The following is a 21,768-nucleotide window of genomic DNA, read 5'->3' as shown; positions in this document are numbered from 1 at the left end:
CCCCTCATCTGATCAATGAACCATAGGAGCCCTCTCCATGGAGGACGAAATCACCGAGTCTGCTTCGGAAGCTCTCAAGTAAGCTTCGGGTCGCGTATCGGCAAGGAGCCGCCCCCCCTCAACAACCCACACCCTTGTTGCAAAATAACGAACGATTTCGAGGTCATGCGTCACCATAATGATCGCAGTGCCTTTGCGGCGCCATTGTTCCAGCCGCTCCAGAATAGCAAACGTATTCGCCGCATCCTGGCCGAATGTCGGTTCATCGAGCAGGATCAGCTGTTGGTTTCTTGTCATGGCCGTAGCCACACTAAGCCGCCGCTTTTGGCCGAGGGACAGCTGGTAAGGATGCTGATCCCGCTGCTCTTCAAGAGCGAAATCCCTTAACAGCTCCCCGACATGCCGCTTTGTCTCCGCTTCGGAAAGCCGGTCCTTGCGGAAGCCGAATGCCAATTCATCAAAGACCGAGTTGGTGACAAATTGCATTTCCGGGTTCTGGAAAACGTAAGCCGCCGCTGCGATTACATCCTTGAAGCTGCGCACGTTTCGTCCCTGCAGCTCGTAGCTTCCTCCCGACGTCGGTATAAGCTGCATCATGCTCTGCAGCAGCGTGCTTTTTCCCGCTCCATTCTCGCCTACAACGGCAATCCAGTCGCCGGGGTTCACCTTGGCCGACTCGACGAATATTTTGGGCTCGCGCCCTTGATACCCTGTCATTTGCCGCAGCTTGAGCAGATCCGTTTGCTCACCTGGCGGATTGACAGGCCGAGCCGCACGCAGCTCAAGGCCCCCTTGCAGCATGCTGTAAACCGGCCCCTCCACGTAGTCCTTCCATACGCCTGGATACCAGATACCATACGTCTGCAGCTCTGATTTATATTGGGAGAACACCTGCCTCGGAGCTCCGTCCGCCAGAATGCGTCCGTCGTGCTGAAATAAAATGACCCGATCCACGAAGTCAATCACTTCGTCAATTTTATGCTCCACAATGAGAATCGTTTTATCGGAACTCACCGCTTTTATCGTTTCCCATACCTCACAGGTGCCCTCAGGATCAAGCAGCGCCGTAGGCTCATCCAGAAACAATACCTCCGGCTCCAAAGCCAGCACGGAAGCAATGGCCAAGCGCTGCTTCATCCCCTGGGACATCGATGCAATCGGGTAATGAAGCTCCGGCAGCGAAAGACCTACCTCAGCTATTGCGGAACGAATTTTGGGCAGCATCTGTTCTCTGGGCACACCAAGATTTTCAAGCACAAAGGCCAATTCCTCATCGGCGTAAGGCATGCAAAATTGCGTATCGGGATCCTGAAACACATATCCCCAAGAGGAGGGCACCTCAATGCGGTCATATCTCACAGGTACATCGATAGCGCTTGGAATCAGCCCCGAAAGCACCTGAAGCAGGGTTGATTTCCCGCATCCGCTCGGTCCAAGCAGCAGTACCTTTTGTCCAGGCTCGATAGCCAGAGACAGCTCATTGAACAACAGCGACGGACTGCCCGCGAATTTCAGCCGCAGGCCGTCAACCGATGTACGTGCACCCATTAGTTTTTGCGCTCCAGCGCATCAAAATCGTCACGGCTCGCCGGACGAACAAGCTGTGTGACGCCAGTCGCTTCCAACGCTTTAACGAGCCAGTAGGCGCATAAGCCCGTAATGAAAACGCCGCCGATAAAGCGGAAAACGAAGTACAGGATTAAATTCCAGGATTGCAAATCGAGCAAATACCCTTTAAACCCGTCGAACACAAGCGAACCAGCTGCCGCTGCGATCCCCGCCAGACAAGCCGTTGAGGCCGAGAAGCTGCGGTAACGGAACAACGCAAAGACAAGCTCAGCACACAAGCCTTGAACGATACCGTACGTGAGTGATTCTACGCCGTACTGCGAGCCTGCAATCAGCTCGCCAGACGCAGCCGCTACTTCAGCCAGCAGTGCCACGCCCGGCTTGCGGATCAATAGCGCAGCTACCGTCGAAGCGATAAACCATAAACCGTAGAGAAGCTGATCCAGCTGCCAGCCCGCGAGCTTGACTACATTGGAGACATCGCCCCATAAACGATAAATAATGCCGAACACAATGGCGATCACGATCGTGACCAGAATATCGGATAGCTTCAAACCTTTGGACATGATGAACCACTCCTCTTCATTTCATGGGGTTCCGTACTGAACCTCTGTTATGCGATATACTTTCCTGTACACGCAAAAAGACCACCTCCAAGGCTTGGAAGTGGTCTGCATGTTATGTAGGAACACACGCTTCTAACGTTCTCCACTTCCCTACGCTGGTGCAAACCAGATCAGGTTCAGAGGGTCTAGGATCTATTGATCCAATCTCAGCCGTTAAGGCTCCCCTAGTGACATATCCATATTAACATGTTTGTAATAAATGTCAATGCATCTGGTGCAGGTAGCTTTTTACAAATATTGATCAGCAAAACGCATCATGGCTTCTTCATGGAAAGGCAGAGCCTCATGCCCAAAATCAGGATACAGCTTCAATTCCTTTTCCACAGTCAGATGATTGTAAGCCGCAAAGCATGTGGAAGGCGGGCAGGTCGTATCCTGGAGCGTAATCGCCATCAAGGTTTTCGCTTGGATTCTAGCCGCCATATTCATCCCGTCAAAATAGCTGAGGGTACGGTACACTTGCTCCTCCAGCTCATGCGCAGGGTCGAACCTGCGGAACCAATTTTTAATTTCGGCATACGGTCCCGTACTATGCTGCTCAACCGAACGGCGGAAGTGGCACAAATAAGGAAACACAGGCATACAAAGCTTAGGACGGCTGTCCAGTCCCGCCACAGCCAAAGCCAATCCCCCGCCTTGACTCCCTCCATATACGGCCATGCGGCCGGCATCCACTTCCTCTCGGGAAACGACGAAATCCAATGCACGAATACAATCGAGGTATACTTGCTTGTAATAGTAAGCTTCCGGGTCCAGCAAGCCCAGCGTCATCCAGCCTGGAGAGCTGCCCTGCGGATACACTGCATAATCGGGGGATGCACCGCATTGTCCCCTGACATCTACCGCAAAAGCAGCAAAGCCCATGGCTGCCCATTGCAGCAAATCGTTAGGTCTGCCTCGGTCCCCGCTGTATCCGTGATACTTCACAATGACCGGAAGCGAGCCCGGCCCATGCTCACCTTGAGGTGTCACATACCAGCCATGGATCGGTGTCCCGTCAGTTCCGTTGTAGACCACATCATAAATACGGATGCTTTTTAACGGATGGTTCTCTACCAGCTCGATCTTAGCATCCAATGCCACTTTTGACGATTCCGCTTTGGCACGGTCCCAAAAGGCATCAAAATCAGGCTCGGCCGTGAGCTCGGGAACATATTGCAGAAGCTGGGATAAGGGATAATCTACATTAGGCACAGGTTACTCTCTCCTTCGATTCACAAATTGTCCAAACCATTATTTGGTATATTATGGTTTATCTGTGAGTTGCATTGTGTTACTATTGACATGTATGCGTTATCAATGAGCCGCAAACAATAAGTTCATGTAAGGGGGCCACCGATTCGTGGAAGAACTCCAACAGACACAAAAAGTTCTCCTGCACGTGACCGCAGAACTCGTCTCCAGCTGTTCGTATTGCATCATGATTTCCGCAGACCCGCAAAGCAAAACACCCATTCATTGTACCAAGTTTTCCGGCTCGTGTAACCCTATTATGGTAAATGTATCCTCTTGTTTATCGTGCGGGGAATACAAATCAGGGCCAACCGCAGAAAACCCTGAAACCACGGAAACCAAGACCGCTTAGACTTGCAGCCCGGGAATCCATTTAAGACTCTCTTCACCGCTGAGCGGTGCTTAGGAGGGTTCTTTTTTTCTTGCTTAAAAGCAGGTTCTATGTCAAGATAATCGTTAGACCACATTACGAAAGAATAGGTGAATTGACTGTTATGACCAAATCGTTTTTTCGCTTGTTAACGGAGCTATCTTCCCGCAAGACGATCTCCCGATTGACCGGCGCCTTTGCTAAATCAAGAGCAAGCCGCAGCTTCATTCCGCGCTTTGCCAAAATATATGGAATTCGAATTGAGGACGCTGAGAAAAAGCTGAGCGAGTACGCTTCCTTGAACGATTTTTTCACAAGGCGCCTCAAGACCGGCCTTCGTCCGGTGGATGTAGCTCCACATAAAATCGTAAGTCCGGTGGACGCCGCCATTACCGGTATGGGACCCATCAGCGAAGGACTTATCCTGAATGTGAAGGGACAAGATTATACGGTGGAGGAGCTGTTGAATCACTCTCCTCGTACCGTAAACTATACGAACGGATTTTACTATGTGCTTTATTTGAGTCCTACCGATTACCACCGGATCCATACCCCTGTAGAAGGTACGATTATTGAAAAAGAACATGTGCCCGGCCGAGTCTATCCGGTGAATGAGTTCGGTCTTCGCCATATGCGCAGAGTATTGAGCCGCAATGAAAGGCTGATCACTTACATGCAGCATGAGGGCGGTGAGCTGGCCGTAGTCAAGGTCGGCGCAATGAACGTCAGCAGCATTCAATATGTGTCACCGCTTCCGGAACAGCCGGGTCGCGGAGATGAGTTGGCTTACTTCGAATTCGGTTCCACCGTCGTATTGTTGATGGAATCCGGTACCTTCGAGGGCCGTAAGGACCTTCAGGTTGGCAGTAAAGTCAAAATGGGAGAAGCCTTGGGTACCATTAAAGAGTCGTAAACCGTACGGCCCACAGAAGAGGAGATTTGGACATCATGCAAGCTCAAGCCGGAACGGCAGCCTTGAAGTCAACGAAATACAGTCAGATCCCCGATGCGCGGCCGACGGTATTTCGTATTTTGCTGGCCATTAGTATCGTTCATTTGTTTAACGATTCGATTCAATCCATCATTCCCGCCATTTTGCCGATTCTGAAGGATACGATGCACCTGAACTATATGCAGTCGGGGATGATCGTCTTCGGTCTGAACATGACGGCTTCCGTGATGCAGCCCGCCGTCGGCATGTACTCGGACCGGAAGCCGTCGCCCTACATGCTCCCTCTGGGTATGGCTCTCACCTGCTTAGGGGTATTCGGTCTGGCGTTCTCTCCGAACTATTGGCTCATTCTGCTGTCTGTCATATTCGTCGGCTTCGGCTCCGCCATCTTCCATCCGGAAGGCTCACGGGTTGCCTACATGGCCGGAGGGTCGCGCCGCGGATTGGCCCAGTCCATCTTCCAGGTTGGCGGCAATGCTGGCCAATCGCTTGCTTCCATTATGACTGCGCTCATTTTTGTACCGCTCGGTCAAAAGGGAGCCATTTGGTTCACAGTCGTCGCGGGACTGGGGATTGCCGTGCAAATGTTCATCGCCCGGTGGTATGGGGGATATTTGGCTGCGCACCCGAGACCGGTAAAGTCTGCCGTTGTACGCCGAATGAGTCCCCACCGGAAAAAGCAGATTACCTTCGCGGTCATGCTGCTCATTTTCCTTGTGTTCGCGAGATCATGGTACCATTCCGGCGTTTCTATTTACTATCCGTTCTATTTGATGGAGAAGTTCAACATTACACTGGAACACGCCCAGCTGTACATTTTCTTATTTGCCGCTGCAGGTGCGGTGGGCACTTTCCTGGGCGGACCGCTCGCCGATAAATTCGGCCGCCGCAATATGATTTTCTTTTCCATGCTCGGATCAGCCCCGCTGGCGCTGGTACTGCCTTACGCCAATGCATTTTGGGCCTATGTCATTCTATTAATTAACGGACTTATTATTTTATCCAGCTTCTCAGTCACGGTTGTGTACGCCCAGGAGCTTATTCCGGGAAAAGTTGGCACCGTGTCGGGCCTCATTACCGGCTTGGCGTTTGGACTGGGTGCCCTTGGCGCCGTTGCTCTAGGCGGATTGATCGACCTTTTTAAATTACCTCTTGTCATGCAGATGGTCAGCTTTCTGCCGCTGCTCGGCTTATTGACTTTCCTCCTCCCGTCGGACCGCACGCTTAAGGAATGGGCGGCGGAGGCAGAGTAATAGATTTTCTTTTTACCACTTCAAAAGCAAAACCCTTTTAGTCGCCAAGGACTAAAAGGGTTTGTTTTTTTGTAACGCTATTTTTATTTGCTGAAGCTCAGATGGTTAAGCATTCTGTTTAAAATCACTGTACTTTCCGCGCGTGTTGCCGTTTGGTTAGGAGCAAACTTGTTAGCTGTTACGCCATTGATGATCTGCATATTTGCTAGAGCAGCCATGGCTTCTTTTGCCCAGCCCGCGACTTCCTTCTCGTCGCTAAATGATGGAGCCGAGCTGGTGCCCTGCGAATAACCCGCAAACTGCATCGCACGGTAGATCATAACCGTCATTTCTTGTCTGGTCATTTGATCGTCAGGTCGGTACGTCCCATCCTCAAAGCCTGATACAAGTCTGTGTTCCGCTGCTGCGGCAATTACACCGTTATACCAATCCTTCATTTGAATATCGTTGAAGGAGGCTTTGGATTTCGGATCTATTGAAGAAGTAAGACCTAAGGTTCTAACAAGCAATGCCGCGAATTCTGCGCGGGTAACCGTACGGTCAGGTGCGAACTTCTCGTCAGTGGTCCCTTGAACGATCAGCTTATTGGCCATGGACTGAACTTCCGCTCGAGCCCAGTGACCGCTCATGTCTTGGAATTCCTTCGTATTTTCCACTACAAGATACGTACTGTTCGTCCTGCTGAATATCGTGACCTCTCTGCCTGTTATGCTGAAAGGCACCGGATTATAGATGGTATTGCCCTCACCATCTTGCTCCACTCGTACAACCGCCAGATTATTCCCGTTTAATGTGCTGTCGATAACTAATTTCCGAGGTACATACTGGGTAAATTTGGAAATTACCTTACTTTGACCCTCGGTTGTCGTAGCCGTCAAAGTAAATTCAACGGCTGCTTTAGCCTGCAAGCCTTTTTTCGTGGCTGCTGCTGCGGCATAATCATCGTGACGGATATCGATGGTCAGATCCAATTGAGTCTGAGGGATACCGGACATGGCAGACCAGCTGCCAAGCTGGATCTGAGCTACCGGAATCTCATAGGAGCCCAAGGGGGTAGCAATGGCAAGGATTTTCAAGCTTGGCTCACGGAGCAGTGCCTGTAGAGATCCTTGTTTTACGACAACCCGTGTGCTGTCAACAATCTCATTTGAGACAGCCTTTAAAGTTACTTTCCCGTTGCTTGCTCCCTTGATCGCAGCATCCATAGCTGTCGGTTCATAGGTAAAATCGATCCTTGCCTTTCCATTCTCCGACTTCATCTCACCTTGTACCCCGCCGGCTTGTTCTTCCGGGATAGTGGCAGACGTACTGCCGCCAGGCTTGTGATTGTTTCCGTGTCCTGTGCTCAGACGGTAAATAGAAAGCTTATATTCCTTCGCTGTCGTTCCATCCTCGGCAGTCAGTTGAATGGAAACGGAATTAACTCCACTTTGTAAATATTGTGTATACACAGCCCCGCTCACCGTAGCTGTCCCATTGACCTTCATTGCGGATGCAGAAGACGATGCAACTGGTGTTACGGCAACCGAAGCCGAATATACCTCTACGGTATATTCTGTTGTATTCGGATCAAACGCCGGTGTCAACGTCCCTTCGCTAACGCTCAGTCCTGATAAGGTGGCATCATGGGACGGCTCCGCCGCGGTCTTGATCAATTCTTTCGTATCTCTAACGCGGATACGCATCCCTTCTGCGTATTTCCCTGCGAGACCCACTGCTTCTAACGTATCCCCTGCTTGCAGAACAGGCACAGAACCGCTTTGGTTCACAATATAGCCGTCGGTAAATACCAGAATAGGGCCACTTCCATCGTCAACAACATAGGAGTTCTCGTCGTATTTGGATGCTACCTTTCCCTTCACCTTAAGAAGCAGCCCTTGGTTCTTCTCCAGGCTCGCCTCCCCTGTCGACACGAGTAACGGCTCGACAGGATCGGTATGGCCGAGCTTGATGACATCGAGATTAAATGAGCCAAAATCAAGCTCCTTGTTGTTCTCGAATGTTTTCATTTGACCATAAATGCGAACCTTGTCCCCAGGCTTCAGGCTTCCCTCCGGCGCTTCCTTATAAGCCATGATACCACCTGTCGCATCCTGCACATAGAAGGCATCGAAGAAAACGCCGGCTGCCGTCGTCACCGTTCCTTCAATAACAACCGGAACTCCATCCTCCTTGGCACGCACCTCTGCAATGCTGCTGACGACAGGTTCACGGTGGGCAAGCCAGTTCATTACATTCAAGGAAAGCTCATTGTTCCCTTTGGGATTGTATGCTTCATCCATTTGCTTATCATTCAGGAAATTCATGCCCGACACGACCACTCTTCCCTTGCCCAACTGCTCGGAGGCAATCACCGGAATGGCCGAGCCTCCTGAAGTATCGTTCGTGATATCGTAAGCATAGCTTCCATTCTTGATATTGGATTGATACGATGTTTCGTTCCCTCTTGCCAAAATCGTCACGGCATCGGTATCCGTCAAAGGCGCATGCCCCGTACTCTCCAAGCTTGCTCCACTGTAATATTCAACCGTCAACACCCGGTCGGTTAATCTATTTTTCACTAAACCGGGATGAAGCCGGACAGCCCAGGCCGTATTCACCGGGTCACCGAAGAAATTCCCATCCTTACTGGTGTCAAAAATCCCGTCATCATTAATACGGATGGATGAGCCTATTTGGGCCAGCAATTTATTATCCTCTGCTGGGCTGGTGCTGTTATTACTTTTGCCTGCCAGGAATAATGAGCCGCCATTGTGAACAAATGCGGTAACGGCAAGGCTCTCGTCGTCCGTTAAAGCTGTCATCGGGTACGTGATCATGAGCACCTGCGCATCTGAAAGCGTAGAAGGCGAAGCCAACGAATAAGTGCTTTCGACCACCGTGTACCCTTCTTGCTGCAGCTGTTTGGTCACTGCCTTCAAATTATCCTTGTAGCTGCTGCTGTCTTTAGTCGTGTTTTCATTTTGATGGGAAGCATCTATGACAATTTTTATGCCAAGAGGCTCTTTCACTTGAACAGGCAATTGAACGATATTATCTCCGGCAGCATCCCCCGGTGGACCATCAATGACAACAAGAATAGTATGATTTCCAGAGACGGGACTCCCCCATATCACACTCGCCGTAGCCGTACCTTTGGAGGCGATGGAGGCAATGGTCGTCTCGCCGATAAGATGATTCGAATCTGCCGAATCGTAGTAAAAGTGTGCCTTCAAATTCGTTATATCCTGTGTACCCAAATTGGAAATACCCGCTTGAATCGTCGCAGGGATCGTCGCTGTCAGACTGTCTCCAACAACGTTGACGCCGCTGATTTTAACGTCCGTATTCACCACCTCGGACCAGATAGGCGACGAATAGATTTGATCGCCGTCTTTTTGCGTGACTTTAACGACGAACCATTGCTGTCCGCCCGTTACGGTATAATTCGGATTCCAGGTGAAATTAGCCGTCATCGGGGAGTAGGAATCGATAACCTTTCCTCCGTTAGTGATCAGCTCGACTTTGGCGACTCGGTCATCAGCCTGGTAAGACGCTGGCAAATAACTATATTCGGGCATCGTGCCGGATTCCGCCACGTCATCTTTACCGGAAACGGAGAAATTCAATGTTTTTCCTTTTACGGTAGCGCCCATATACTGGCCATTGGCTAGCACATCCAATGTAAAGTTCGGATCCTCCGCCATGTAAACCCGCATGTTGCGCATCGAGTGCAGCAGCGATTCCTGGGAAAGATCGTCAGCGACGATAACCGTCCTTCTCATCGTTTGCCCCCATGTCGCATCATGGTTATCCTCACCGAACGTAGGAGCTACGTGCCAGCCCAAATCAAGGGCGCTGTAAAACTTTTTCTCGGCGTTGTAATAATTGTAATGTCCCGATCCGTTTCCAACCTCAAGCATGGTGAACAGATTGTCAACCTTGGCATCGTAAGGCATGAAGTTATTGAAAGCATTGGCCGACATGTCGGGATGATTAAACTGTGCCGCTACATCATCATAAGTCATGACCCATGCATAATACTTGTTCAGATCTTGATAGAGTCCGCCATTTTGCTTACGATCGATAAAATTGTCCGTTCCAAACACATTGGAGTGGCCCCATGTGGTGGCCGTCATCTCAAATGCAGGGAATACAACAAAACTATCATTTGTGTAATCCTTGGCCAGTTTCTTCGTTAACTGCCAATCGGCCCCCCCGGTCCGTTCGGGCTGCCCCTTGTGTTCTACCGTATCCTGATCCACCTGTGTCGAATCAATATCATGGGAATGATCGGAGAAAGCAAAGAAATCATACTTATGCGCTTTGGCCGCCTGCAACGCCGCTTCCGGACTTCCGGCACCGTCATGCGAAATATTCGTATGGTTATGCGTCGTTCCTCTGTAGTGGTTACCGCCTGTAAATACGGGAACTACCTGGAACGTCCACGAACGTGTTCCTGGATTCCCCTTGGTGTCGCTAACCATCACGTTTACGGTATGGCTGCCAATCGATAAATCGGAGCTTAGTGTCAACTGGATCGTATCCGTTCCAACGGAGGTCTGTGAAGTAACATCCGCGCCATCGATAAGTACCTGCAAGGATTGTACATTTAACCCGCTTGGTTCGTTAAAGTGGACGGAGATGCTTGGACGATTGTCCTCCACCTTCATCATGTCTCCTGGAAGCTCCTGATCTAGAACGGGGGCAAACGTATCCGCCACCACATTCACCGTATATGGAGCGCTTGGCGACCCGGATTGCTTTATGTCGCTTCCTGCCTTGGCTTCTACGTAATATTCGAAAGCATTGGCTGGTACAGAAGCCTTGGGCAGTACAGCAATATATTGCTGTTGATCCGTTGAGACCATCGATAGCGTCTCGTAACCGGAAGCACCCACCGCACGATAGTAGATCGTGACTGAATCTGCATTTCTGGCAGAAGCGGTGAATTGGACATCGGTATCGGTATACGCTTCTGTTAATGCGCTGTGCTGCAGCGAAACCTGTTTCATTTCAACAACATCCGCCTTGGAGCGCGGGAAAATCTGATATCCGGTCGTATAAGGCGAACTGGAATCATATTGGCTAAACATAGCGGTAAACGTATAGGTGAGTCCGTTGATAATATCTGCGGCCACCTGAATATCGGTTGTCGCCATCACGCGAAGTGTCATCGTCTTGCCTTTGTCATCCGCGATAGTAACATTGTAGCCGCCTCCCGTATCGGCACTTGCCGGTACACTGGTCACTTTGCCCGTTACTTTCACAAGGCTGCCTTCCCATGACTCTGCCTTGGTGTAATCGGTCAGCTCCGTTACCGTTCTCACCGCCGGTTCCGGCAGCAGTGCCGTACCGTCCTTCGTAATCGTTGAAGGAACCAGCTCCGTCAGTCCATTATAAAAGGCTATCGTACCGTTGATGGTCACAAGGTCTCCTTGTGTTACGGTAACGCCTGCCGGGAGCCCATACACATTGATCCCGCCGGTCGCATCCTGAATGTAGAAGGCCTTGGAGCCTATGACATTAGGAGCTACGGTGACAACCCCTTGAACGGTAAACGCCAAATTTATTTTGTCGGACTTCCCGTTGCTATCATTCGTATGCAAGCTGGAAATGGGTGTGATGAGATTCGAATCCTTCTTTGTGATTGCAACTGCAGCGCTCTCCAAGCTCTTGCCTTGGCTGCCATAGGTAAGCTGGGTTACGTATACGTCATTTGTCCCATTGCTAAAGTAGACGGTGAACGCCCCGCTAGCGTCGGCTTTTACATAATCTTTGCCGTCCGCAAGGGAAATGAACCGGTTGCCAACAGACGTATCTGAGCTTGGATAAACGAATATGTAAGCATTCGGTGCTGCCGCCCCTGCGGCTCCCCCTAAGGTCCCTTTTCCAGTGGCGTCTATTGTGTAGTTGATCTTATCGGATACGGGTATGACGGCCGGAGTCGCAGCTTGAATCGTTACGGCATTGCTTTCGGCCTTTGCCGGCTCCGTTGAAGTAACATATACCGAGGACGCGTTCATGGCATTCGTAAAATGCAAGCTGAACGCTCCGTCTGCCGCCGCATAAACGGATTCGATAACCGCTCCTCCTACTGTAGGATTTGTTGTGTATAACGAAACGTAGGTTCCGCCTGTCACCGAGCTGGCATCCCCTGTTATTGTCCCTATTCCTGCCTGATTCACAAATTGGATCAACAAAGGATTCGGATCGGCACTGTTATTAGGAATCGAGATAGGACTGGATGAATTGTGAGGGTTGGCAGGCACGGCTGCAAAGTCGTTTTTATTGTCGTCCGTGTCTCGTCCATTCCCTTTTCGTTGAACACTGTTGGTCAGCGATGGTGCAGGGGTCGGTCCTGTGCCTTCATATGACCCTGCGGCGCTTCCGTAGCCTACATAGTCCACTACATCCACGCTGGCATAATCTGCAGGGAGCGCACCTCCGGTTAGTGCCTTCGTGGAACGAACGAGGGCCACCTTCCCTGCTGCTGCAGACATAGTGATAGCACCGGTATCATCAGCGCTAGGTATGGCACTGCCGTTCGTACCACCCGCTTCGCTGATTAAATAATAGCCGTAGGCGGGTATTTTCTTCGTTAGATTGGTGACCTGCCACGTACTTCCGGTGGAGGAAGCGTATTGTACAGACCAACCGCTAAGATCGATCTCTTGATCCATAGGGTTATATAGTTCAATAAAGTCATTTTTGTATGTGGCTCCGCCGTTACCGCCCGCTCCATAAATTTGATTAATAACGACGTGCTGCGCTGCCGCCTTCGCCTGCTGCAGCATGGGCTGTGGAACGAATGAGCCGATCAGCAGCAGAAAAGCCAAGGCAAGGCTTGTCCACCTTTTTCCCTTTTGAAGCCAAGCTGTCATGTTCTCTTTCCTCTCTTTCATGGATATGCTCCCCGATTCGTCTATTACTTCCTGCCAATTGGCCAAGGACATCGAAAACCATACCAACTATACCAGCATTTTGTTATACCATTGTTCTCGCCGTTCAAAGATTTTGTAAAATTATTAACCTTCGGTTGACATTAGCTTAATACTGCGATGAAACTGGCAGGATACAATCGATGATGAGGAAAAACAAGCTTTTGTTATTTTCTTATCACATCCACTAGGAGGAACATCCGTGCAAGAGCGATCCTTAAACACCATTTTTTTACATCTAATGACATTAAAAACAAAGAGCTGCGCTTGGATTCTCATGATTATTATGCTGCCTGGAATCTTGCTTTTTTCATTCGGCAATGGGGTGCAGGCCCACGCGTTAAGCGCATCCTTTACTCAAATCAGCTTTAATACGACCGAAACCGATATGTCCTTTTCACTGGATATGCTCTCGGTAATGGAAAGCATGGGAGGGGACTCGAATCATGATGGAGCATTGGATGAGCAGGAATTGGGGGCACTTCATCGACGTTTGGAAGAATGGATTGATGACAGTGTAGTGCTGGAGATGAACCAGCGGCAGCAGGAAGGAGAATTGCAAAGTATACAGCTGGAGAAAAAAGGGGACAAGCAGGTCGTTACGTGGACATACCGTTTCCCTGCTTATGCAGCAGGCCAAACGATCAGCCTTAATGATGGATTGTATACGCAGTCTACGGCACCGGCAGGGACTTCTTATGTCAATCTGTTGACGGCCAAACAAGGGGGGCAGGTTAATCAAGCCGTGCTTCAAGGCAAGGACCGCACTTGGATCCTGCTGCTGAGTGAAGATCAGGGAGGACAACAAGCCCAGGAGCAGCAGCCAGCACTTGCTGTTCCTGAGAAACCGCAAGCTGCTGCAGGAAATCAAGCGGAAGCGGCCCCGACACCTGCTTCCACTATGAAATCAGAAGGCAGCAGCCCCGTAGTCAAAGCGGCCCCCGCCTCCTCGAACGGAGCCGCTTCCGGCTTCTTCTCTTTTTTCAAGCTGGGCATGCATCATATTTTAACGGGATATGACCATTTGTTGTTTTTACTCGCCCTGCTGCTTCGAAAGCAAACTTTCAAACAATATGCAGCCATTATCAGCGCCTTCACAATAGCACACAGCTTAACTTTAACAATGGCTGTGTTAGGGTGGGTCACCCTCCCTTCGCGTCTTGTTGAATCCACCATTGCCTTAAGCATTTGTTACGTAGCTTTGGAAAACATTTTCCGCCGGGAAATCAAGCATCGGGCACTGCTTACTTTTGCATTTGGCCTGATTCATGGCTTGGGCTTCGCTTCTATTCTCCAAGAAATGGAGCTGCCTAAAAGCCATTTGGCGATTTCGCTCGTCAGCTTTAACCTCGGGATTGAGGTGATTCAACTAAGCATTGTCCTTCTGCTGTTCCCTGTACTGAAATTTTTTCACCAAGCACGTATTTCGGGTGCCTCCATTCGTTATGGCTCTGTTACCATTACACTGCTAGGGGGATTCTGGCTATTTGAGCGTCTGTTCCTGTAGTCCAAGCTCAACCGCTATTTCCTCCATCCGGTTTACACCGTAAACCATGGCCTCCTCGCGAAGGTGAGGGAAATGGAAATAGGCGCCGTATCGCGGCTCCCTGCCCACACTATCCGTCGTCTCTATTTCCGACCAGCGGATGCCCTCAGCCTTGCATTGCGCTGCAAATTGCACATACTGCTCCCGGGTGCCCCGCCACCATCCGAAAATATGCAAGCCTGCATCGCCGGCAACCCATGCAAACAAAGAGGACAGCCGGGAGAGGAGCAGCTCATGCAGCTTGTAAAATTTTTTTCCGTAAATTCGCTTCATTCTTCTTAAATGCCTCTCATACTGGCCGTTTTGCATCCATGCAGCCAGCGTCCTCTGCTCCAACAGGTTGGTCGGCTGGCGCTCATACAGCGCCTTGGCTTTGGTGAAGGGCGCTACCAGTGCCGGCGGAAGTACGGCATAACCAATCCGGACACTGGGCAGCAGCGTCTTCGTAAAGCTCCCGATATAAATGACCCTTTCTTCACGGTCCAGCACCTTCAAGGGCTCCAATGATTTGCCGCGATGACGAAACTCGCTGTCATAATCATCTTCGATAAGGATAGCGTCCCTCTCATATGCCCATTTCAACAGCTGCTGACGCCTTTCCATGGGAAGTACGACACCCGTAGGGAACTGTCTGTTCGGGGTGATAAAGGCCATGCTCCCGTCCCAATTCCCCGGGACAATACCGTGCTCATCCACATCAACCGGTACGCATTGCCCCCCGGCTGCCTGGACAGCGCTCCGCACGCCGGCATACCCCGGGTTCTCAACAATCACCCTGTCGTTTTCATTGATGAACAGCTGAATAATTAACGCGATGAACTGCATGGAGCCGTTCACAATTGCAATTTGCTCCGATGGAACAGCTATCCCTCTGGCGCGCCGCAAATACTGGGCAATGCACTCGCGAAGCTCATCATCCCCCAAGGTAGAGACCGCGGCATGCCTTGGATCACTGTGTCTCAACCGCCTTGCCTGCTCATGCAGGCAGCGGTTCCATTCGTCCCCCGGGAACCAATCCGGGTCGGAGGCAAATGCATGAAAATCCACAACCCATCGCTCACCATCTGTGTGTAATTGCTCCCATGACTGTGGGAGAACGCGGCTTAACCGCTCCCCCCATGCAGACAACCGGTAGGCGTCCTCTTTTACCTTCTGCGGCTCCAGCCTATCCTCTTGATAGGACACGAAGGTGCCCCTGCCCGCTTCACTGGACAAGTAGCCTTCAGAGGAGAGAATGTCATATACCTGGTTCACGGTTCCTCTGGATACTTCATATAAAGCGGCCAAAGCTCTGCTGGAAGGCAGCTTCGTGCGGTAAGGCAGCACGAGATGAATAATTGAATCTCTGATGGCATGATACAGGGCAAGGCGCTTCGTCGCATACTTCCCGCTATAGCTGTGAAAAGGAATTTGAAACTGCATGTCCGGTCCCCTCCTCAGCTCTCCTAAATTGGTCTATTAAAATCAATGTAAATTGGAACTTTTTATTTGTCAACATATGCGATATCTTGGTTTCATGCTTAACGGACTACCCAAGGAGGAGAAAACCATGAGAAGAAAAGAATTCGAAGTGATGGATGACCAGGAAACGGAGCAGTTTTTGCATGAAATGAGCTTCGGTTTCCTTGGGACATGGGGAGAGGACGGCTGGCCGAGACTGACTCCGCTCAATTTTGTATTTCACGAAGGAAGCCTGTACTTTCATGGAAGCAGGGCGGGAGAGAAAATGAACCAGATTCAGTCTAATCCCAAAGTTACCTTTGCCGTGGCCAAGGAATATGCCATTATTCCTTCCTATTTCACGGATCCGGAGCTGGCGTGCCCGGCGACCGCTTTTTTCAAATCGGTTCTTATCCGGGGCTATGCCGAGCCGGTCTCCGACCCTGCGGAAAAAGCATCGGCTCTGTCCGCTTTCATGCGAAAGCTTCAGCCCGAAGGCGGCTACAACCCTATAGATCCGGCCGATCCCGATTATGCCGGGCAGCTGAAAGCTACTGCTGTGGTACGCATCGCTATTCAAGAGCTGTCCGCCAAATACAAATTCGGACAAAACATGAACAGCACGAAATTCGAACAGGTCACCGAAGGTCTGCAGCAGCGCGATGCCGGGCTGGACGCGGAGACGATTGCTTTAATGAAAGCGTACTGTCCTCATCATCAAAAGAAATAGGCCGGAGTCCCTTGCTTGGGACCCCGGCTTTTCCGGTTCTTTCGATGAAAGTTCCCTCTACAACGTACTGTACGTGTAAGGCAGATGCTCCACGTAGTCTTCCGGCAGCACGATGGGCAGCTCAATTTGAACCGTCGTCCCAGCCCCTTCCGCACTTTCGATATGAATCCGGCCATGATGATGCTTGATGATTTGGAACGTAACCATCAAGCCCAGTCCGATTCCTTTTTCCTTGGTTGTGTAGAACGGTTCTCCCAGCTTAGGTATGCGATCCTTTGCTACCCCGCAGCCCGAATCCTTAAATCGGATGACAACAAGCTCATCCTTTACGTTCACTTGAATGAACAGCTGTCCCCCGTCTTCCATGGACTCGATTGCATTTTTTACAATATTGATAAATGCCTGCTTCAGCTGGCTTTCTGCGCACGTAATATGCGGAATCTCACCGGTCATTTCCATCTGGATTTCCACATTGTTCATGTTGGCTTGCGCGTGAAGCAGCTGAATGACATTTTCAAGAATGAGGGTAAGATCCTTCTGGTGGAAGGTGATGCATTGCGGTTTGGCAATAAACAGCAGTTCACTGACGATAAAATTAATCCGGTCCAACTCGGACAGCATGATATCGAGATTCTCACGCTTCGTGTGAGGGCTCGTATGCAGCAGCTGAATGAATCCGCGCAGCGTTGTCAGCGGGTTGCGGATTTCATGGGCGACCCCGGCCGCCAGCTCTCCGATAACGGATAGCTTATCGGTTTTGCGGATGATTTCCTCCGTGCTTTTCCGCTCGGAAATATCACGAAAGGTGACCACACCGCCGCGGATTTTGTTATCCTCCACGATCGGTGTCAGCACATATTCGACGGGAAACATCAAGCCGTCTGCCGTATAAAACAGGTCCTCCTGCATAAATATGACGCTGTCTCCGTCAAAAACGTCAAAGATAGACGCCGCCGAAGCTCCGCTTTGCATGTCGGGAGGCTGGAGAATATGCTCATGCTTTTGACCGATAAGTTCGTTTACCGTCAGTCCCAGCATTCGGGCAGCCGCGGGATTGCAGAATGTAATTCTGCCGTCGAGATTCAGTCCGTAAATGCCTTCCCCGGCCGAATTCAGAATCAGCTCCAGAATCCGGTGGTTCTCCCGCAGTTCTTCCGTTCGATCGTTAATGATAAGCTCAAGCTGCTCCATTCGTATCGCATTGGACAGCGCAGCAGCCGTTACATCAATGATGGACTGTGCGAGCTGCATGTCGACCTCCGAGTAAGTACGCACCTCTCCCAGGCTGACCACGGCGATGGTACCCAATACTTCAGCGGTTGCAACCAACGGCAGCATGAACACTCCTTTAATGCCGAATTGATGGCAGGCCTCATGGTTCGGTCTGGGGTCGGCGTCAATATCCGGGATCAGCACATATTTCTTCGTCTGGATCACTTCCTGGAACAGCAAATCCTTATCATAATTCAGCTTAATGTGCTTGTGTGTCTTGCGCCATTCCTCTTCTGTCCAGTCGGAGTGATTACTTAACCGCGCCGGCCGGAACGTGCTTCCGATGGAATCGCATAAGTGAACGCCGATATTTTTATTGTTTAGCACCTGGCCCACATAACGGAAGCACGTATCCAATATTTTTTCTGTGGTGGAGCATAAAGACAGCTCGCGTGTGACGTCGAGCAGCAGCTGCTTTTCCCTGAGCAGGGATTGGATTGCATTGAATTGGTGCATGTTATGAATCGCAACCCCGGCCATATTGACATAGGCCTCTACAGTCTGGATCGCAGATTCCGATAAATTCATCGACATCCCATAGTTGAACAAAAAGACAAGGCCGAACAGCTCCTCCCCGTACGAAATCGGAAGCCCGAGCAGCGAATGAATCTTGAACATCTCGATCGGACGGGGATCCGGACGACGGTCCAGCGACGTATCCGGAATATAGATGCTTTTTCTCGTACGAATGATGTCTGCGGCCAAAGAGTCCACTTTGGGATCTACAATCAATTGATCCAGTGTAACGCCGTTAATGTTGTTCGGCTTCCCTATGTACCCTCTGAAGGTACCGTCCGGCTGAGGAAGATAAATGCCGACCGAATCGCATAGAACAATCTCTTCGGAGATGGCGGCCGCCACCGAATCGAGTACGGCATTGAGATCCAGGTTGGAATTAATCGCTTGACTGATTTTGGCTAGACGAGCATATCTGGTTTGATCTGCTTGAGCATGCATGGTATGAAACACCCTTTTCCTTTAGATATAAGTCGCCACTGGTTTCGGTTATAGCTGCGCTGGCTTTTACGCGGAATAACCGTGGTTTTTATTTATTAAAGGAAGAAAGGAATTTCACCCGATCCCCCATAGGTGGAATGTTATTATCGATAATGGAAATTTCCAAAACAGCAGGCCCGTCGATGCACAAATCGTTCAGCATGCCTTGGGATATATCCTCCAGTGTCTCCACTCTCCAGCTCGGAATCCCCATGGCGTACGCCATATCCGAAATGGATACGGGCTGCTGTTGAAAACGGGGATGACTTCTCCGGTACTGGAGCTCGTGCCCGTGGTACACCATGCCAAGACGGGAGTTATTGATGACGATAAAGAGGATGGGAAGCCCGTACTCTTTGGCAGTAAGCACCTCCATGCCGTGCATGAAAAAGCAGCCGTCTCCCGTAATGCAGACAACCGGACGATCCGGATCTGCAAGCCTCATCCCGATCGCGGATCCGATGGCCGTCCCCATAGCGCCGAAATGAACGTTAATATCGAAGCAATCCGGCTCCGGTACCTTCATATAATGAATGACATAGGACATAAATTCCCCGATGTCTACGGTATACCGGCTTGAGCCCGACATATATTGCTGCAGCGACAGCAGTACATTTTGCGTGTTATATGCCTGATACGAATGAGAGGTGGAGGCGGAGCTAACCGGCGAATAAGAGCTGCGGTGAAGCCCCATAAGCTCCAGCTCCTGGAGCAGGGCGCTCAAGGTCGCTGCAGCATCCCCTTGCAGCGCAAGGTTCGCAGGATACGCTCGATGGAACACCTTTTCATCGATATCCAGCTGGATCATGTAACGGTCGGCCGACAACTCCGGCTTCCAGTTGCTTGTTGCCGTCTCCCCGAGGCTCGACCCGATGACAAACAGCGTAGGAAAGCTCGAATCTTCTATAATATGGGATGCGCTTTGCTGACCCGCAAATCCGAATACCCCATGATGCAGCGGGTGGGAATCCGGAATCAAGCCTTTGGCTTGCGGCGTTGTGACGATCGGCCAATCCAGCATTTCTGCCAAAGCAATTACTTCACCGATAGCGCGCCGGGCTCCCTGCCCTACGAACAGGATGCCTTTTGATGCTTTACCAAGCTGCCCAGCAGCAAGACGAAGCTGTGAAGCATCGGGGACAGCGGGCAGAAACTTAGGAAATGGAGGCAGCTCTGCTGAAGGCACCTGCTGGATTTGAATATCAATCGGCATCTGCACGTGGACAGGCCCAGGGACGCCAGATAGCGCAATGCCAATCGCCTTCTCCACCTCGGGAAGCAAATCCTCCGCGTTTTTCACCGAAACGCTGTACTTCGTAACGGCTTGAAACAAAGGAACGGCATCCAGCTCTTGAGAAGCATTCAAGCCGAAGGTCCGTACCGGTACCGCACCCGTTAAAAAGAGTACGGGCAGATGCTCCCGCATGGCATTGGCTGCCCCCGTAATCAAATTGGTACTGCCCGGTCCGCTGCAGCCGATGCATACGCTGAGTTGATTGGCATATTTGGCATAAGCGCCCGCCATATAAGCAGCCGCTCCCTCATGCTTCGCAATAATGGGTGTCAGCTGTGGCGTGTCATACAGTTCATCAAAGAAAGCGTTGACCGATCCGGCCGGAATCCCGAATACGTACTTAATTCCACCCTCTACAAGATAATCAACTACCGCTTTTACAGCCTTCATAACATCCATCTCCCCCTCGGTTTAATTTTCGATTTCGTTCGACAGATTTCTACACTATCCCTTTTTTGGTAATTTTTTACTTACACGAAGAATTAATATTCTACAGGTCGATACAAAAATCCTTTTTTTAAAACCATATAATTAAAATTTCTACACAATATTCAGTCATGATCTATAGAAAGCACAAAAAAGAGCGCTTCTCAGCGCCCTTTCGTCATTCATATGGCTTACATCTGTAACAAAAAATGATTATTTCAAATCCTGCGGTGCTACTTTATCCATATCGTGGAATACTTGGTTCTCGCCGGCCATAGCCCAGATGAAAGTATAATTGTTCGTGCCTACGCCGGAGTGAATCGACCAGCTTGGGGAGATAATAGCTTGTTCATTGCGGACAACCAGGTGACGGGTTTCGCTAGGCTCGCCCATGAAATGGAACACAAGACCGTCTTCCGGCATATCGAAGTAGAAGTATACCTCGGAGCGGCGGTTGTGCGTGTGGCAAGGCATAGTGTTCCACATGTTGCCCGGCTTCAACAAAGTCATCCCCATAACCAATTGACAGCTTTGTACACCGTTCAAGTGGATGAATCTGTGAATAACGCGCTCGTTGGAGGAATTGATCGAACCCAAGTGCTCGGTTTCCGCATCGGCAAGTGTAACTTTTACCGTTGGGTAGTTTTTGTGAGCCGGAGTAGAGTTGAAGTAGAAGCGAGCCGGATTTTTAGGATCCGCGCTGTTGAACAATACGTCTTGGTTACCAAGACCGATATATACGCATTCTTTCGTATCCAGTTCATAAACCGTACCATCTACAGTAACGGAGCCTTTAGGTCCAACGTTGATGATCCCGATTTCACGACGCTCCAAGAAGAAGTCCGCACCCATTTCATGCTTGTCCGCTTCCAATTTGATCGGCTCGTTTGTTGGAATTACACCACCTGTAATAAAACGGTCCACATGGCTGTATACCATGTTCAATTGGCCTGGAACGAACAGCTCTTCAATCAAAAATTCATTTCTCAAACGATCCGTATCGAACGTTTTCGTTTCAGCAGGACTATTAGCGTATCTGATTTCCATTGTAAAAAAAGCCTCCTCAAAATAATTTGGGGAATCGAATCCAGGCAAAAGCCAATAATAAAACGTTTAAACTTAAGCCATAGGCAAAGACCGT

12 protein-coding genes and 1 riboswitch are annotated in these 21,768 nt (G+C 50.3%); of the genes, 4 read left to right on the top strand and 8 right to left on the bottom strand.

Going from position 1 to position 21,768, the window contains the following annotated elements; translation table 11 throughout:
* Window positions 1–12: 12 nt before the first annotated feature.
* The 3 genes from CF651_RS06725 to CF651_RS06715 all read right to left on the bottom strand — a co-directional run bounded on the left by CF651_RS06725 (window position 13) and on the right by CF651_RS06715 (window position 3,389).
* Window positions 13–1,548, bottom strand: a complete 1,536-nt coding sequence (locus CF651_RS06725) for an ABC transporter ATP-binding protein (RefSeq protein WP_094014067.1) — start codon at window positions 1,546–1,548, stop codon at window positions 13–15.
* On the bottom strand, window positions 1,548–2,135 hold the full coding sequence (locus tag CF651_RS06720) for an ECF transporter S component (protein WP_094014066.1): 588 nt from the start codon (window positions 2,133–2,135) through the stop codon (window positions 1,548–1,550). Before CF651_RS06720 ends, CF651_RS06725 begins: the two co-directional genes overlap by 1 nt.
* 130 nt (window positions 2,136–2,265) lie before the next feature.
* Window positions 2,266–2,371: riboswitch (TPP riboswitch) on the bottom strand.
* A gap of 52 nt (window positions 2,372–2,423) precedes the next feature.
* Window positions 2,424–3,389, bottom strand: a complete 966-nt coding sequence (locus CF651_RS06715; RefSeq protein WP_094014065.1) for an acetylxylan esterase — start codon at window positions 3,387–3,389, stop codon at window positions 2,424–2,426.
* Between the two features lie 533 nt (window positions 3,390–3,922).
* On the opposite strand from CF651_RS06715, the gene asd reads away from it, so the two are divergent.
* Together asd and CF651_RS06700 are read left to right on the top strand one after the other, a co-directional pair.
* Window positions 3,923–4,711 (top strand): archaetidylserine decarboxylase, encoded by a 789-nt coding sequence (asd, locus tag CF651_RS06705; RefSeq protein ID WP_094014063.1) that lies wholly within the window; start codon window positions 3,923–3,925, stop codon window positions 4,709–4,711.
* Window positions 4,712–4,746: 35 nt separating this feature from the next.
* A complete protein-coding gene (locus CF651_RS06700; RefSeq protein ID WP_094014062.1) occupies window positions 4,747–6,003 on the top strand; it encodes an MFS transporter in 1,257 nt (418 codons plus the stop codon).
* Between the two features lie 83 nt (window positions 6,004–6,086).
* Here CF651_RS06700 and CF651_RS06695 read toward each other — a convergent pair whose 3' ends face one another.
* Window positions 6,087–12,887, bottom strand: coding sequence for an S-layer homology domain-containing protein (locus tag CF651_RS06695; RefSeq protein ID WP_094014061.1), 6,801 nt, complete (start codon window positions 12,885–12,887; stop codon window positions 6,087–6,089).
* Between the two features lie 238 nt (window positions 12,888–13,125).
* Between CF651_RS06695 and CF651_RS06690 the strand changes: the two genes are divergently transcribed.
* Window positions 13,126–14,430, top strand: a complete 1,305-nt coding sequence (locus CF651_RS06690; protein WP_245855746.1) for a HupE/UreJ family protein — start codon at window positions 13,126–13,128, stop codon at window positions 14,428–14,430.
* Here the strand turns inward: CF651_RS06690 and pdxR are convergent.
* A complete protein-coding gene (pdxR, locus tag CF651_RS06685) occupies window positions 14,407–15,891 on the bottom strand; it encodes a MocR-like pyridoxine biosynthesis transcription factor PdxR (protein ID WP_094014060.1) in 1,485 nt (494 codons plus the stop codon). The genes CF651_RS06690 and pdxR overlap by 24 nt on opposite strands.
* A gap of 127 nt (window positions 15,892–16,018) precedes the next feature.
* Between pdxR and CF651_RS06680 the strand changes: the two genes are divergently transcribed.
* Window positions 16,019–16,639, top strand: coding sequence for a pyridoxamine 5'-phosphate oxidase family protein (locus CF651_RS06680; protein ID WP_094014059.1), 621 nt, complete (start codon window positions 16,019–16,021; stop codon window positions 16,637–16,639).
* A 57-nt stretch (window positions 16,640–16,696) separates the two neighbouring features.
* Here CF651_RS06680 and CF651_RS06675 read toward each other — a convergent pair whose 3' ends face one another.
* The 3 genes from CF651_RS06675 to kduI form a co-directional block, all read right to left on the bottom strand.
* On the bottom strand, window positions 16,697–18,868 hold the full coding sequence (locus CF651_RS06675) for an ATP-binding protein (RefSeq protein WP_094014058.1): 2,172 nt from the start codon (window positions 18,866–18,868) through the stop codon (window positions 16,697–16,699).
* Between the two features lie 88 nt (window positions 18,869–18,956).
* Entirely contained in the window at window positions 18,957–20,591 is a 1,635-nt protein-coding gene (locus tag CF651_RS06670) for a thiamine pyrophosphate-binding protein (protein ID WP_094014057.1), read from the bottom strand.
* Window positions 20,592–20,840: 249 nt separating this feature from the next.
* Window positions 20,841–21,674: a 5-dehydro-4-deoxy-D-glucuronate isomerase gene (gene kduI, locus CF651_RS06665; protein ID WP_094014056.1), complete on the bottom strand. Its 834-nt coding sequence runs from the start codon at window positions 21,672–21,674 to the stop codon at window positions 20,841–20,843.
* Window positions 21,675–21,768 lie beyond the last annotated feature (94 nt).

This window comes from Paenibacillus rigui (assembly GCF_002234615.1).
In the GTDB taxonomy this organism is placed as follows: domain Bacteria; phylum Bacillota; class Bacilli; order Paenibacillales; family NBRC-103111; genus Paenibacillus_S; species Paenibacillus_S rigui.
Note: the sequence above shows the minus strand (reverse complement) of the source record. Positions and strands in the feature narration are given on the sequence as shown.

Excerpts from the sequence above, each read along its gene's own strand:
- CF651_RS06725 (WP_094014067.1), bottom strand. The coding sequence starts at position 1,548 with ATGGGTGCACGTACATCGGTTGACGGCCTGCGGCTGAAATTCGCGGGC.
- CF651_RS06720 (WP_094014066.1), bottom strand. The coding sequence starts at position 2,135 with ATGTCCAAAGGTTTGAAGCTATCCGATATTCTGGTCACGATCGTGATC.
- asd (WP_094014063.1), top strand. The coding sequence starts at position 3,923 with ATGACCAAATCGTTTTTTCGCTTGTTAACGGAGCTATCTTCCCGCAAG.
- CF651_RS06700 (WP_094014062.1), top strand. The coding sequence starts at position 4,747 with ATGCAAGCTCAAGCCGGAACGGCAGCCTTGAAGTCAACGAAATACAGT.
- CF651_RS06695 (WP_094014061.1), bottom strand. The coding sequence starts at position 12,887 with ATGAAAGAGAGGAAAGAGAACATGACAGCTTGGCTTCAAAAGGGAAAA.
- pdxR (WP_094014060.1), bottom strand. The coding sequence starts at position 15,891 with ATGCAGTTTCAAATTCCTTTTCACAGCTATAGCGGGAAGTATGCGACG.
- CF651_RS06680 (WP_094014059.1), top strand. The coding sequence starts at position 16,019 with ATGAGAAGAAAAGAATTCGAAGTGATGGATGACCAGGAAACGGAGCAG.
- CF651_RS06675 (WP_094014058.1), bottom strand. The coding sequence starts at position 18,868 with ATGCATGCTCAAGCAGATCAAACCAGATATGCTCGTCTAGCCAAAATC.
- CF651_RS06670 (WP_094014057.1), bottom strand. The coding sequence starts at position 20,591 with ATGAAGGCTGTAAAAGCGGTAGTTGATTATCTTGTAGAGGGTGGAATT.
- kduI (WP_094014056.1), bottom strand. The coding sequence starts at position 21,674 with ATGGAAATCAGATACGCTAATAGTCCTGCTGAAACGAAAACGTTCGAT.